This is a genomic window from Enterococcus devriesei (assembly GCF_001885905.1).
Taxonomy (GTDB): Bacteria; Bacillota; Bacilli; order Lactobacillales; family Enterococcaceae; genus Enterococcus_A; species Enterococcus_A devriesei.
In genome coordinates, this window is the sequence record NZ_JXKM01000003.1 from 19,333 (window position 1) to 34,789 (window position 15,457).

At 40.5% G+C, this 15,457-nt stretch carries 12 protein-coding genes; 2 read left to right on the forward strand and 10 right to left on the reverse strand.

Annotated features, from left to right (window positions below; all coding sequences use genetic code 11):
* Positions 1 to 22: 22 nt before the first annotated feature.
* The 6 genes from RV00_RS04850 to RV00_RS04875 form a co-directional block, all read right to left on the reverse strand.
* Positions 23 to 973 carry a DHH family phosphoesterase gene (locus RV00_RS04850; RefSeq protein WP_071861493.1) on the reverse strand — a complete coding sequence of 317 codons (951 nt, stop codon included), beginning with the start codon at positions 971 to 973 and terminating at the stop codon, positions 23 to 25.
* A 14-nt stretch (positions 974 to 987) separates the two neighbouring features.
* A complete protein-coding gene (locus tag RV00_RS04855; RefSeq protein ID WP_071861494.1) occupies positions 988 to 2,319 on the reverse strand; it encodes a DRTGG domain-containing protein in 1,332 nt (443 codons plus the stop codon).
* 136 nt (positions 2,320 to 2,455) lie between these two features.
* Positions 2,456 to 3,883 (reverse strand): MFS transporter, encoded by a 1,428-nt coding sequence (locus RV00_RS04860; protein ID WP_071861495.1) that lies wholly within the window; start codon positions 3,881 to 3,883, stop codon positions 2,456 to 2,458.
* A gap of 148 nt (positions 3,884 to 4,031) precedes the next feature.
* Entirely contained in the window at positions 4,032 to 4,238 is a 207-nt protein-coding gene (locus tag RV00_RS04865; RefSeq protein WP_071861496.1) for an MJ0042-type zinc finger domain-containing protein, read from the reverse strand.
* 124 nt (positions 4,239 to 4,362) lie between these two features.
* On the reverse strand, positions 4,363 to 6,042 hold the full coding sequence (locus tag RV00_RS04870; RefSeq protein ID WP_071861807.1) for a ribonuclease J: 1,680 nt from the start codon (positions 6,040 to 6,042) through the stop codon (positions 4,363 to 4,365).
* 442 nt (positions 6,043 to 6,484) lie between these two features.
* Positions 6,485 to 7,531: an aspartate-semialdehyde dehydrogenase gene (locus RV00_RS04875; RefSeq protein WP_071861497.1), complete on the reverse strand. Its 1,047-nt coding sequence runs from the start codon at positions 7,529 to 7,531 to the stop codon at positions 6,485 to 6,487.
* Positions 7,532 to 7,837: 306 nt separating this feature from the next.
* Between RV00_RS04875 and RV00_RS04880 the strand changes: the two genes are divergently transcribed.
* Positions 7,838 to 8,656, forward strand: coding sequence for a tetratricopeptide repeat protein (locus tag RV00_RS04880; RefSeq protein ID WP_071861498.1), 819 nt, complete (start codon positions 7,838 to 7,840; stop codon positions 8,654 to 8,656).
* A gap of 59 nt (positions 8,657 to 8,715) precedes the next feature.
* Here the strand turns inward: RV00_RS04880 and RV00_RS04885 are convergent, their stop codons facing one another.
* A complete protein-coding gene (locus RV00_RS04885) occupies positions 8,716 to 9,948 on the reverse strand; it encodes an MFS transporter (protein ID WP_071861499.1) in 1,233 nt (410 codons plus the stop codon).
* A gap of 13 nt (positions 9,949 to 9,961) precedes the next feature.
* A complete protein-coding gene (locus tag RV00_RS04890) occupies positions 9,962 to 10,252 on the reverse strand; it encodes a hypothetical protein (protein ID WP_071861500.1) in 291 nt (96 codons plus the stop codon).
* Positions 10,253 to 10,503: 251 nt separating this feature from the next.
* On the opposite strand from RV00_RS04890, the gene RV00_RS04895 reads away from it, so the two are divergent.
* Complete coding sequence (locus tag RV00_RS04895) at positions 10,504 to 11,160, forward strand: Crp/Fnr family transcriptional regulator (protein WP_071861501.1); 657 nt, start codon at positions 10,504 to 10,506, stop codon at positions 11,158 to 11,160.
* 82 nt (positions 11,161 to 11,242) lie between these two features.
* Here RV00_RS04895 and RV00_RS04900 read toward each other — a convergent pair whose 3' ends face one another.
* Positions 11,243 to 12,652, reverse strand: coding sequence for a L,D-transpeptidase (locus tag RV00_RS04900; RefSeq protein WP_249024058.1), 1,410 nt, complete (start codon positions 12,650 to 12,652; stop codon positions 11,243 to 11,245).
* Positions 12,653 to 12,830: 178 nt separating this feature from the next.
* Positions 12,831 to 15,128, reverse strand: a complete 2,298-nt coding sequence (gene pflB / locus RV00_RS04905) for a formate C-acetyltransferase (RefSeq protein ID WP_071861503.1) — start codon at positions 15,126 to 15,128, stop codon at positions 12,831 to 12,833.
* Between the last annotated feature and the right edge of the window lie 329 nt (positions 15,129 to 15,457).

A 15,457-nucleotide genomic window follows, 5' to 3' on the forward strand; every position in this document is an offset into this window, starting at 1 on the left:
GATCGGCCCCTTCTATTTACAATTACTCGTTTCCGCGATAGTTTTCACATAAAGTTTGGATTTTATGGTAGATCTCTTGGCACATCGCCTGATCTTTCGCATTGGCCCCACTGGCTAACGGATGTCCACCGCCATGATATTGCTTTGCCAGCTCATTAATGACAGGGCCTTTTGAGCGCAAGCGAACTCGGTAGTACCCTTCCGGCTGTTCAACAAAGACCGCCCAAGCGAGTACTACGTCGATCGTTCCAGGCAGCGGCACGAGAGCGGCTGTATCTGAATCCTTGATACCATATTTATTCAAAATGGCTTGATCTAAGATCACATAACTAGCACCATTTTCATCAATCTGCAAATTTTGATACAGATAGCCGGAAAGCTTTGCGACTTCCAAAGAAATCTGATCGATCTCACGATTCAATTTGGCTGCATCAAACTGATAATCTAGTAGTTGGGCTGCGACTTGCAAAGTATGTGAGGTCGTCGCTGGATATAGGAAACGGCCTGTATCCCCGATAATCCCGCCATATAATAAACGAGCGGCGTTTTTGGTTACGACCAACCCTTCCGTAAATGCCAAATCTGCAATAATTTCGCTACAACTGCTAGCCTCGGTATTGACCCACAAAAGATCGCCATAAGGATCGTCATTTGGATGATGGTCAATCTTAATCAATTTATCCCCCAGCTTATAGCGTTCATCGCTGATTCTAGGTGCGTTAGCGGTATCTGTGACAATCACCAACGCGCCTTCATAAAGTTCATCTGCAACCTGATCCATTTCCGCCAAAAAGGCTAACCCTTCGACCGGTCCGCCGACTTGGTAAATTTCTTTTTCTGGGAAGGTCGCTCGTAAGATTTCCGCTAAGCCACACTGTGAACCAAGCGCATCTGGATCGGGACGCATGTGCCGGTGGATCATGATTCGATCATATTGTTTAATCATTGCTACTATTTCTGCTGTAATTGTCATACCATTTCCTCTTTCTAAGAACGCTCCATCACTTGGCATACCACAATCGCTTTAGCCACGATCACATTATCAATGTAGACTTCCAAGTCAACTTTGGCAGAGCGCCGTCCTAATTCTAATGTTCTTGAATGAATCTCAATTTCACTTTCTAATTGGATTAAGCGTAAATAATGTAGATTCATTTGTTCAATCAAAGTATTTCGCCGTTGATCCATTAGAATACTCCGCTGCGCGACATTCGCCACCAACTCGCTAAGGACCCCAAAAGAGATCGTGCCAACACTGTTGACCATCTGAGGAGTAACTTCGAATTTGAAGTACGGTTTTTCCAGCGGATTATCCTCGCGATCCGTATCAACCGTCACAATGTCACCAACAACTTGATCTGAGATCGTATTTGACATTTGCGGCTGGCGTTGAACTAATTGCATTGCCTTCATCACATCTTGACGGCTGACCATCCCCACTAGTGAAAGATCATCCTTGACTACCGGCATCATTTCAAGTCCATCCCAGATCATTTGGTGACTGACTGAGGCCACACTCATACTAGGCTTCACAACATTCGGGTCCCGTGTCATCACCCGATCAATCATTTGACTATCTGCTTTTCCTAAAACATCCTTCGCCGTCACCACTCCTAAGAGTCGCATACTTTTATTCACCACAGGAAAACGGGAATGACCCGTTTTTTCCGATAGGCGATGGTAGTTGGAGATCGTGTCGCCCGCCTGTAAATAAACGGTTTTCTCCAACGGCATATAAATATCACTGACTTGCATAATATCTTTTTTGATCAATTGATCGCTTAAGGCCCGATTGATCATGGTCGCTACAGTGAAAGAATCATAGGTTGTACTTAAAACCGGTAATTCTAAGTCATCGGCAAGTTGCGCAATCTCAGGCGTTGTATCAAATCCCCCAGTAATCAGCACCGCAGCACCATCTTGCAGCGCTAATTTTTGTGCCCCTTCCCGATTCCCGATAATCAATAAAGAGCCGGGCGTAATATAGCGTCGCATGGCATCCTCAGTCATGGCACCGATAACAAATTTATTCAAATCCTTATCTAGTCCGTTAGATCCGCCTAAAACATCGCCTTCGATAATCCGGACAACTTCCCCAAAAGTCAACCGCTCGATGTTTTTCTTCAGCTTCCGTTCGATTCGTATCGTTCCTACTCGTTGAATCGTTGAAACCAAACCGATATTCTCAGCGTCCTTAATCGCCCGATAAGCCGTTCCTTCACTCACACCTAAATTTTTCGCGATACTGCGGACAGAGATGCGCTCGCCCACAGGCAAATTTTCAATATGCTCTAAAATCAGATCGTGTTTTGTCGCCATAGTTACCTCCCGATTTAAAATTTATCTATTATAATAGTACAGCTAAGCAAAACTAGTATAACAGAGTCCTTTAAAAAAAAGAAGTCAACCGTTACCATTCACGTAACAATCAACTTCTTTTGTACTATTCAACTGTTTAATTAATTGCCCTTTTTCTAAACCGGAACAGCGAGATCAGCAAAGCGATGACACAGATCGCTAAAGAGGCTATAAAGGTGACCCGCATACCGAAGATAAAAATATCTGCCCGATTCATGATATAGGTCGTTACCCGCTGACCGTAAGAAGCGCTCATTCCGCTATATAGAATCGTCGTTGATAAAGCAATCCCGATAACCATCCCTAAATTACGAGCAAAGGAATTCAAACTGCCGGCAACCCCTAGATTTTCTTTTTCGACGCTGCTCATAACGATCGTGTTGTTGGGCGATTGGAACAATGCATTGCCCATTCCCATAATCGCTGTTGCTAAAACATAGTACCAGATTGGACTTGTTTGATTCATAAAGACATACATTAATTGAGTGATGGACAGCAGCAGCAATCCTAGTAAAACCAATTTTTGCGGTCCGATTTTATCCGTCAGATAGCCGCTAAGCGGAGAACCAATGACCATCAAAAAAGGAAAGACCATCATTAATAATCCAGCATAACTAGCCGTTAAACCTCGCGCATCTTGCAAATAGAACGGCATGACGACATTCACGAAAAAATTGGCCGAAAAAATCAATAGTGCGGTAATCAAACTCATAGTAAACAACTTATTTCGCAAAATACTGAAGACCAAAAGAGGGTTTTCCTTGCGCTTTTCCACTTGTATAAATAAGACAAAAAAGATCACCGCAACTACGAATAACAGCAGTGGCAATTGATGAATGTAACCCACCTCTTGACCAATAAAGACGGCTCCAAAGAAGCTCATGATCGTCATAGCAAATGTTACAAAGCCCAGCCAATCGATCTTCTTCTTCGACATCGTAATGTCTTTTGGTAAAAATTTTTCACCGATCAAAATCGTCAGAATGCCGACAGGAACATTAATCCAAAATATATAAGACCAAGAAAAGTGGGCTAAGATTAAGCCACCGATACCAGGTCCGGCAATCGAGCCTAATGAAACAAATGCGCCAATCGCACCTAATGCTCGTCCCCGTTCATTCATCGGGAATACTTCGGTGGTGATACCGGTATTCGTCGCCATCGTCATGCTGGCACCAATCCCTTGGATCACCCGCCCAAAGAGCAACATCGTTAAGGAATGATTGAAGCCGCACAAAAGTGAACCAACAGTGAAAATCACGGTCCCGATTCGATAAACCTTGATTTTGCCAAAGCTGTCACCAACTTTTCCAAAAAGCAGTAAGCAGGCACAGACGACCATCAAATAAATCGAGACGACCCATTCCGCTTTGTTCATCGGTACCGCCAAATCTTTGGAAATCGTCGGTAAAGCAATATTTACAATACTAGAATCTAAGGTAGACATGAAGGTAAACATCGCCACTGAGACTAAAATCCACCAGCGATTTTTTTGGACCACCGGATCTTCTTGATATGTTTTCATTAATGCATTTCCCCTCCACTAAAAAACGATCGCTCGTTTGAATACTCTTTTTCACTGACTCCCACAAAAAGGGAACGTAAAAAATGAACCATAGCTAGTTTACTGGATACCTTCGAAAAAAAGCAAATCAAAAAAAAAAAACGAGAGATTACTCTCCCGCTTTTCTTGTATATTTTCCATCTTCACGATCTTCGAAAGTCATGAAATAGCCATTCGTAATTCTTGTTTCATAAACGTGATGGCAATTAGGACATTCAACCGGCATCGCTTCTTTTGGATGCTCTTGAACGTTCAATACTTCATCAACAAAAAAATGGGTGCCACAGTTTGGACACTTTAATGGTTTTTCTAACATTTGACCAGCCCTCTCTAACAATTCTTCTCCTCTTATCATACTCCTTTTTGCCAAAAAAATTGAGTGGAAAGTATTAAAAAAACTTCTCAAGTCATCGTGGACTTGAGAAGTTTGAGCTTTTTGCCTATTTACGACGACCACGACGCTGATTGGCTTCCATGATCACCGGTAAGATCACCGGACGACGTTTCGTTTGTTCAAACAAGTAACGACTCAAATGATCGCGAATGTCTTGTTTCAATTTGCTCCATTCAAAATCATCGGAATGCAAATGCTTTTCAACAATCTCGCTTGTCGCTTCTGCACTCTCTTTGATCAAATCACGGCTAGCCTTGATATAAACAAAACCACGTGACGTAATTTGCGGAGCTGAGACAATTTTTTTCAGTCTACGATCGATCGTCACCACGATGACAAAAATCCCGTCATCAGATAAGACTTTGCGATCCCGCAAGACAATATTACCAATATCTCCGACACCGATCCCATCAATCATGATATTGTCAGCTGGAACACTGCCAGCGGTGCTCATGTGCTTGTTCTTATATTCCAACACATCGCCGCGACCAGTAATAAAAATATCTTTGAAAGGTATGCCCAACTCATTGGCCAAGCTTGCGTGAGCCGCTAATTGACGATATTCTCCTTGGACCGGAATAAAATATTTCGGTGCCATAAAGCTCATCATTAACTGTAAATCTCGCGGATTGGCATGACCAGAAACCCGCAAGTTTTCAGAGATGCTCTTGACGATTCCCCCTGCTCGATAGATCATGTCTTCCGTTTTCGCTACCGTTGTTTCCATGGCGATCGTTGGGGTTGTAGTGATGTAAACTAAATCCCCATCTTCGATCTTCACATTGCGATGAGAACCATTCGCCATTTTTTGTAAGGACTTAATTGGTTCACCCATCCGACCAGTTTCTAATATAATCAATTCTTCTGGCTGATATTTTTTCATTTCCTTGATGGTCACTAAAATATCTTCTGGTACTTCTACTTTATTCAAGCGCATCGCTGTTTTGATGATCCGATCCAAGTCTTGCCCGGTCAAGACAACTTTACGACCTGCTTTTTCAGCGGCATTCAAGATTTGTTGAATCCGTTGTAAATTACTGGCGACAGAAGCGACGACGATCCGACCATTCCATTCATTGATGGTGTCATAGACTTCGCCAGCGATTTCCCGCTCAGAAGCAACTTGAATCGCATTCTCTGCATTCGATGATGAACTTAGCAAGGCTAGTACACCTTCTGAACCAATCTCGGCTAAACGACGATAGTTCGTCGCATACATCGGAATTGCCGTTGGATCGAATTTGAAATCACCCGTATAAACAATACTTCCTTCATTCGTCTTCAAGCTGATCCCCACTGAATCTGGAATCGTGTGAGTCGTCCGGAAGAAGCTGATTACCGCCGTGCCAAAATCAATTTCCGTGTGCTCATCAATCACATGGAAGTCCTTAAACCCTTTACTTTCATCGTTTTGATCCACATTTAATTTCGCCAATTCGATCGTTAACTCCGTACCAAAAACCGGTACAGCCACTTCTGATACCAAATAGGGCAAGGCTCCGATCGCGTCTGCATGTCCATGAGTTAAAAAGACTCCCGCAACTCGGTCCGCATTTTCAATTAAATAGGTAAAATCAGGAATCACAACATCGATCCCTAACAATTCATTTTCTGGATACTTCAGTCCGCAATCGAGGACAAAAATATCATTATCCACTTCAACCGCGTACATGTTTTTACCATTTTCACGTACACCGCTGAAAGGAATTATTTTGATTGTACTCAAAATATCCACCTCTCTAGTTCTCTTTTATTTATTTTATCTTTCGTCTCAGCGTGCTCAGACCCCGAAATCAGTACGGTCTGTGCCAATACTCATAAGCTATTATACATGATTTTTTCTGAAAAACCATTGATTAAGAGAAAGGTGCAGTGGACTTGTCCAGCTTCTGAGCAACAAGACGGAACTTTCGATAAATCGTTCCTCAGATTTAACAAAAGTTTTGCTTGTTGTCGAAAAAGCTAGTCCACGGAACCAGACAGCTAGAAACGTATAGTGGACTCATCCAGCTTTTGTCCGTTCTACTTCGCGTTTTTATTGCGACTAATGGAATGGTATGCGCTACGAAAATCAAATTTATTTTTCCCATTTAAAACCGCATACTGCCGTCATCAAGCAAAAGAAAAAGCCTATGACTGGAACCAGTCACAAGCTTTTTCAGACTTTATTATTCAAATAGACCCATCGCATACATCGTCTCAGCAATCTGCAAGGAATTCCAAGCAGCGCCTTTTAATAAATTATCAGAGACCACCCACAAATGAACACCCTTTTCTTCATCTGGATCTTTGCGAATGCGTCCCACGAAGGTTTCTTTTTTTCCGACACTATTTAAAGCTTGTGGATAAATTTGCTGACTCGGATCGTCTTCCAGAACTGCGCCAGGTGCCTTAGCGATCAGCGCTTTGATTTCTTCTACCGTTGCTGTTTTTTCCGTTTCAATGTAAACCGACTCTGAGTGTCCTGTAATTACAGGAATCCGAACGCAAGTCGCCGAGACTTTAATGCCGTCATCCGCCATGATTTTCTTCGTTTCATTGATCATCTTCCACTCTTCGTTAGTGTAGCCCGCGTCAGTAAAGACATCAATCTGTGGCAGCGCGTTAAAAGCAAGTGGGTAATGTTTCTTGTCTCCACCGCTCGGTAAAATATCTGCTGTCCATTCACTTACTGGTTTCTCTGCTAAATAATCCCGAGTCTGTTGTTTCAATTCTTCCACCGCTTGATTACCCGCTCCCGACACCGCTTGATAGGTGGAAACAATGACTCGTTTTAGACCAAAGACTTGGCGGATCGGTTCTAAGGCCACCATCATTTGAATCGTTGAACAATTCGGATTCGCGATAATTCCGTGGTGCTCTCTTAAAGCCTCAGGATTGACCTCAGGGACTACCAATGGCACTTCCGGGTCCATCCGAAAATGACTCGTGTTGTCTACCACGACTGCTCCTCGTTTCACGGCCTCTGGAGCAAACTTCGCCGAAATCCCGCCGCCGGCTGAAAACAATGCTAAATCGATTCCCTCAAAAGAATCCGCTACTAATTCTTCAATCGTTTGAGGCTCTCCCTTAAATGAAAGTTGCTTCCCTGCTGAACGCTTGGAAGCTAAGAATTTTACTACTCCCAATGGCAATGAACTGTCTTCTAGCATTTTAATCATTTGTGTTCCTACAGCACCGGTAGCGCCGACAATCGCAACATTCATTTTTCTCATCGTAATCACTCTTTCGCTTCACATTTTTTTAATATTCTACCATAATCCCTCCGAAACGCAAGAAACTTTTATTATAACCTGTTTGAATCTTTATAATTAGAAAAAATCCTTTAAATATCTTCCAATGTAATCATTTTTAACTTTCTTTTTAAAATAATTAGACCTATTTAATAAACATTAAACCACTTTATTACCCGAAATATTGTAAAATAAATTAAAAAAACACGTTTTTTTGAATATTTTTATTGTGATTTTCTAATAAAAGATTTAGAATTAATATGTAAGCGTTATTCACAGGAGGCCACTATGGATGTTAACGGGTATATCATTAGACAAAAGCGCGAGAAAGAAAAATTGAATAAAGACGCCTTTGGAACGATTTGCTCCCCAACTGATTTGGAAGTGATCGAAGAGACCAACGAAGGCATTTTGGAGGTTATTTTAGATCTCTGCACAACATTAGAGATTCCTTATCAACAAGCTTTCCCAGAAAGCATTCTTTTAGTAGAAGATTCTTTATTAGATATTGTTCGCGGTCTGCATTTGCGCCAGCAATACTCAGCTGTCTTAGATTTATTAGACACCTTTGGTAAAAAAATAAACTATCAGAATGCTCGTATCGTGGGGCATCTAATGTATTTCCGTGCCTACGCAAATTTATTCGGCAACCAAGACCCGCAAAAAGCCATCCATTATTTCCAACGAGCCTACACCCTTTTTCGTGATGAACGACGCTATGAGCTAATGGTTTTGAAAGGCTTAGCCACTTGTTATCAAGCAAATGAAGAAAATAAGCGCGCGCGGATCTTTTTTGAGCGCGTCAAACACATGGAGGATGAAATGAAAACTCAAAAACAGTTAGGCCCATCTTATTATCAAGCCGCTTGCTTTTTCGCTGATCGAGGCAATCAAGAGAAAGCCCGTGCTATTTGTGACGAAGGCATTGAAACGTTATTGGAAGTCAACATGACTGACGGCTTAGAAGAGCTTTACTTTGAAAAAGCGATCATTCAAGACGACCAAAGAGAACAAATCGAATTGTTGAAGCAAGCCGATTATTACGCGAAACTAAATGAGAATCTTAGTTTGAAACAAATGATCAACGAAAAATTGAATAGAATTTAAAAAAACACTGAGACAGGTCCAATTTCACTACCTGTCTCAGTGTTTTTAATTACTAATCGTTATTCAACGACACTTGTACTCTTTTCAGTATTCTTAACCCCGCGGATTTTTGCCGGCTTATCTGGATGATAAAAAATCATGTACAGTACCGCTACGATTATCGGGATGACTGCACAAAAGATATACAAATGCTGATATGAACCAAGCATTCCTTTTATGGCACCTAAGAAATACGGACCTACCCCAAGTCCCAGATCCAAACCGATAAAGTACGTGGATAAAGCAACTCCGATTCGAGCCTTCTCGACTAGTTTTAAAGTGACCGCTTGTCCATTAGCCATGAATGTTCCATAGCCTAGACCGATAAACGCACCTGCCACCAGCAGGATCGGTGCATTCGTAGCGATAGCCAAAAGAATCAGACCAATCGTTAAACAGATAAAACTTGGATACATCACCGCATTTTCTCCATGTTTATCAAAGATTTTCCCCGACATCGGTCTTGTCAAGGTTACTACCAACGCATAGACCACAAAGAAGAAAGCCCCTGTAGTCACTAAGTGTAATTGATCGGCGTAAATCGACAAAAAGCCTAATACACTTGAATAAGCGATCCCAATCAGAAATGCAATTCCAGCAATGAATACTACCTTTAACTCAATAAAACTTTCTAAACTAAAGGTATTAATTTTTGCTCGATGTTCTTCTGATAAAACAATGTTGCTGACATCAAATTTAAAGCAGGCCAGCATAGTAATAAAAGCAAGTACCACTGCGAGGATAATGATGGCTTTGAATCCGACTAATGGCAACAGCAGCAACCCGATAAAAGGACCGATAGCGGCGGCCAAACTGGTACTTAATCCGTAGTAATTGATCCCTTCCCCGTACTTAGCTTCAGGAATATAAGCAGTAACAATCGCATTGGCCGCTGTAGAAACCGCCCCGTAGCCAAACCCATTCAAGAAACGAACGCCGTCTAAAATTAAAATATTGCTACTGATTAAATAAGCTGCTGTCGTAATCAGGTAAAACAGCGCGCCATAGCGTAAGACTGCTCGACGCCCGAATAATTCCAATTTCTTTCCAATGTATAGACGTGCCAACAATGTACCAATGATATAAATCCCGACTGCAAAACCAGCTTGAGCTGTTGATGCGCCTAAACTTTGCGTTGCATACTTTGCCGTGATCACAACAAAACAATAGTAAACTAAAAAAACAACAAAATTGATCAATGTAATCGTAATAAATCCTTGATTGAATAACTTTTCTTTTCCTTTAATTTTCATTACCTACTTTCATCTAATACGCGAAGCTTTCACTTAATTTTTTAAGCTCGGAAATTTTTTCTGCAACTTTATTGTAATTCGACGGATACCGATCAACTGCTTGGCTCACAAACAAATCCCGGGTATGATCAAACTCTTCCAAAAAACTGTCATACCGATCATTTTGATCTCGTAGTTCCTCACTTCTTAACATCAAGGCATTTTGATACGCGTCATTTAAAAAAATCAAAACTGCTTCTTTATCAAACCGAACCTTATATGCTGATTCCAACCGTTCGATCATTGCGTATGTCCATTTGTTCATAGATAACCACTCCTTATATTTCCAAACGTTCTAGCGACTAGACTATTTGGTTTGTTTGACTTACCTGAACGATTATACGGATAAAAAGAAAAGAAAAAATCAGATTTCATGTTAGGAAAAGTCTTTGCAAAATCCTAGCAAAAAAAGATATTAACATTTGTTAATATCTTTTCTATGCATATTTTTTTATAAAACTAATCGGTGCATATGATATGATATTCTCAGCAAACAACGGAAGGACTACAGACAAATTGAATAATCTAGCCTTAACAGACTACTTAGCACAGAAAAATTTCCCTATCGTCACGAAAGAATACAAAAAATATTTACTCTATGAAGGAATCCAAGATCACCACGTCTACATTTTGAAAAGTGGTGTCATCAAAACCAGCGTCATCTCAAAAGACGGCAGAGAATTCAATTTAGAGTACATCAACGATCTCGAAGTAGTCTCATTACTAAAGGACGAATATTCTCAATTTATCGATGCTCCCTTCAATATTCGCGTAGAATCAGCCAAAGCAGAGCTTTATCAAATTGATCGTATCGAATTTTGGAAAGACATCAATCAGAATTTTGATCTGCAAATTTATGTTAAAAACTATTATCGTGAACGGTTGATGAAATCTATGAAGCGTACTCAGCAAATGCTGATGAATGGGAAGTTTGGAGCCGTTTGTACTCAAATCTATGATCTATATGACAAATTTGGAATTGAAGTACATGAAGGTGTTTTGATTGATTTTGTTGTGACCAACGAAGATATCGCCCATTTTTGCGGGATCAATGCGGCGAGTAGTGTCAGCCGTATCATGAATCAGTTAAAAAGTTGTGGTGCGATCAAGATGCACAACCGAAAAATATTAGTTAAAAATATCGAACTGATTAAAGATAATATTATATTTTAAAAACACTTCTGCCAAAAAAGTTCAACCAAAGAAACGCCCCACTGTTCTCTAGTTTTAGGAGCGTTTTTCTGGTTGAACTTTTTTAAATCTCCGTTCCGTATTCCACCGGCTTATCAAATTCTCCCGGTGCTTCATCATAAATATGTCCATAAATAAAAACCGGCATCCCAATAAAACTATATTTATAGATTTTCGCCACTTCTACCTTAGGTGTGTTGACGCAGCCATAACTACCTAAATCCGTTTTAAACGCACCCGGCTGCCCAAAATATTGCAGCTTGTGGTCTGTGTCGTGGAGACCAATTTCCGTAATGGTCTGACCATGGCTTAGTAGCGGCATCCAATAATCAACCGGCACATTGTATGTCCCATCGCCAGTCGTTAAAACGCCGCTTAAATCGACATTCCGCCGTTTGTCCATGATCGTATGAAACCCTGGGACTGTAGCGGTACCTTTTGCATAACGCCCGGTAATTACGTCCGTCTCAACCACCATCTCGCCTTTGTTAAAGCAATACATTTTTTGATTATCTAAGTCCACTTCTACATAATTCTGAGTGATGTGTAAAGGCTGCTTTTTCGTTTCCCCTTGAATGACCAGCGAAATCTCACTAGTCTTTGGCTGTTTCAATTCTTTCCGCATTTTTTTCGCTGATTGCTTGATATCAATAAACCAACCGTAGTTGCCAACATTTTTATAGCGCAGCGTTTGCCCATGAACATTTGTAAAGGTTACCTTTTTGTAAATTGTTGAATACTCTTTTTCCAAATTCGCCACCCATTGAGTGATCTGCGCGTCATCAAAATTTCCTTGATCATCAGTCAGCCCCACTAATATCGGTGCCGTCACAGGAATCTTTTTTTTATTCACTGTTACGTTAATTTTTCGATCAGTCAACGCTTGAAGTTTCTGAAGGACTTTCTCTTTTTTTAAATCTTTGGTCGTTACTTCTGCTTTGCGATAAAAGTCACTCAAGTTATATTCTGGCTGTAATTCACCGTTCTTCAGATCTTTCCATAATTTCTTTTTGATGTGTGACGAATCGATGGCGGTCCCCTCTTTTTCCGACTGAATCGCAAACTGTTTATTTTGATAAATGACTTTCGCGTTTCCCGGCATTTTTCCGACCGGGAAAGTTGTCTGATTGACGGCGTCAATCACTCGTTCGTGCGCGTCTTTTTTTATCGGCAGACTAAGCTGACCTTTACGAATATTCTTTTTTAGATAGTCATTAGTTATTGCATAGGGTTCGGCGATCTGAATGCTTCTCCTTTGTTTTTTCTCAACCATTTTTATTTCTACTTGTTTAGTTTCTGCTTTTACTTTTGCTGCCGCCTTACTAACTGAAAGTCCGCCTACTTCAACATTTGCAACGGTTGAACCAAAGAAGAAATGCGAGCCAAAATACAGATAGATCGATAAAAAAAACATCATTGCCCCCGCAACGATTCCAACAATCACCAACACCCTTTTATTTTCATACTCCTTCAACCATTTTCACCCGCTTTATCAACATTAATTATTCATATTATAAAACGAACAAGCATTATTTTATTTAAAAATCTCAATAATTAATAATATTTAACATTTTTGGTGAAAAAAAGCGATTTTGAATCTGCTATGAGATTCAAAATCGCTTTTTAAAAATTGCTTCATCCTAAAAGGATTATTACATCTTTGTGTGGTCCGTCCGTGAAATCACATCACGACGTTGCTCCGCTGTTAAGTCACGGAATTTCACCGCATAACCGGATACTCGGATTGTGAAATTGGCATATTTTGGATTATCGATATCCTTATCCATTTCCTCTAACAATTCACGACCAAAGACATTGACGTTCAAGTGGTAACCACCTCTGTCAAAATAGCCATCTAAAACTTGACGTAAATTATCCACTTGCATCGCTTCATCATCTGTCCGGCCTAGAGCACCAGGATTGATGGTTTGAGTATCAGAGATACCATCTTGTGCGCAAGAATAATTTAATTTCGCTGTTGAGTTCAATGAAGCCAACAAGCCATTTTTCTCGCCTAAGAATTTGCCGTCTTGATAACTTGGGTTCGCACCTGGTGCCAACGGCTTCCCAGCACGACGTCCATCTGGAGTATTCCCAGTATTTTTACCATAAACCACGTTTGAAGTGATGGTCAACAATGACAAGGTTGGTGTTGATTCACGGTAAGTATGTTGACGTTTGATTTGCGTCATGAAGTACTCAAGAATCCAGTTCGCCATTTCATCCGCTTCGTCGTTGTCATTTCCGTAAGTTGGAAATTCATTTTGCGGCACATAGTCAATCGCTAGGCCATTTTCATCACGGATTACTTTTACATTGCCGTGTTTGATTGCCATCAATGAATCCGTCGCGTGAGAGATTCCAGCGATCCCAGTTGCGAAAGTCCGTTTCAAGTCTGTATCCATCAAGGCTAATTGTGGTGCTTCATAAGCATATTTGTCATGCATGTAATGAATCACATTTAAGGTATTCACGTATAATTCAGCTAACCAATCCAAAACATCCTTGTAACTGTCCATAAATTGATTGAAGTCAATGCTGTCGCCTTCTAACGGACGGAAACGCGGACCTACTTGCATCTTGGTCATTTCATCAACGCCACCATTGATCGCGTAAAGCACCGCTTTAGCTAAGTTAGCACGAGCGCCGAAGAATTGCATGTCTTTCCCAATCACCGTTGCAGACACACAGCAAGCGATTGCTGCATCATCTGAGCCCCAGTGTTGACGCAATAAATCATCATTTTCTAATTGGATCGAAGAGCTTACCTTTGCAACTTTTGCCGCATAAGTACGGAACCCTTCTGGTAAATGAGACGAATATAAAACCGTCAAGTTTGGTTCTGGTGAAGGTCCCATGTTTGTCAAAGTGTGTAAGATTCGGAAATCATTCTTCGTTACTAATGAAGACCCGTCCATATTCATCCCTGCTAATGACAATGTCGCCCAAATTGGGTAGCCAGAGAATAATTGGTTGTACTCAGGTGTCCGAGCAAATTTTACCATCCGTAATTTCATGATCAAATGGTCGATCATTTCTTGTGCTTCAAATTCGGTAATCACACCATTGTTTAAATCCCGTTGGATATAAATATCTAAGAAAGCAGAGATCCGGCCGATTGACATTGCCGCACCATTTTGCGATTTGATCGCCGCAAGGTAACCAAAGTATAACCATTGAATCGCTTCTTGCGCGTTAGCTGCTGGTTTTGAAATATCATAACCGTAGCTGGCAGCCATTTCTTTCATGTCTAGCAATGCGCGATATTGTTCAGAAACTTCTTCACGTAATTGGATCACGTCGTTTGTCATGACTTTACTACCGACATTTTTCCAATCTTTTTTCTTTTCTTTCATTAAGAAATCAATTCCGTATAATGCAACACGACGGTAGTCACCAATGATCCGACCGCGGCCGTAAGCATCTGGCAAACCAGTAATGATTTTGTTTTTACGCGCTAAACGCATTTCATCTGTATAGGCATCAAACACTCCTTGGTTGTGTGTTTTGCGCCATTTATTGAAAATGAATGACATTTCGTCGTCCACGTCATAGCCATTCGATTCTAATGCTTTATTGGCCATATTGATACCGCCAAAAGGCATGAATGCTTGTTTCAATGGTACATCTGTTTGTAAACCAACAATTTTTTCTTCTTCTTTAATCAAGTAGCCTGGTGCATGAGAAGTAATCGTTGCCGGAACATCACTATCCATATCGTACACGCCATTTTTTTTATGTTGTACTTCAAATAGTTCTTGTAGTTTTTCCCATAATTTTTCCGTGCTTGGCGCAGCGGCTTCTAAAAAGCTGTCATCACCTTTGTATTCTGTATAGTTTCGTTTAATAAAATCTAACGTATTAACCTCATGCTGCCAACGTCCTTCGTTAAAGCCTTCCCAAGGTGAATTTGTTTGTTTAACAGTTTTATCGATTGTAGTAGTTTCCATAAGAGCGCTCCTTTGTTAAATAGTTTCAAGCTAATTTAAAATGATTATAACAAAGGAAACAGTTTTAAGAAAGGGCTTTTTTACTCTCTATATACTGAAAAACCTTTTAAAATAATGACGGTTATTCTAATTTTAGCCTTATTCTGTTATATTCTTCACTATAACAGAAAATGTAATTGAGAAAGACAGGTGGTCTTTGAGGGTTCCTTTTGCTCATTAAAATACATTTTCCTGACAAAAGTAAAACTGAAAAACAGATGACTGATACAGAATAGTTTGTGAATCCTCTAAGCCATAAACTCTCATAAAAAGAAAAAAAGATTTAAGAA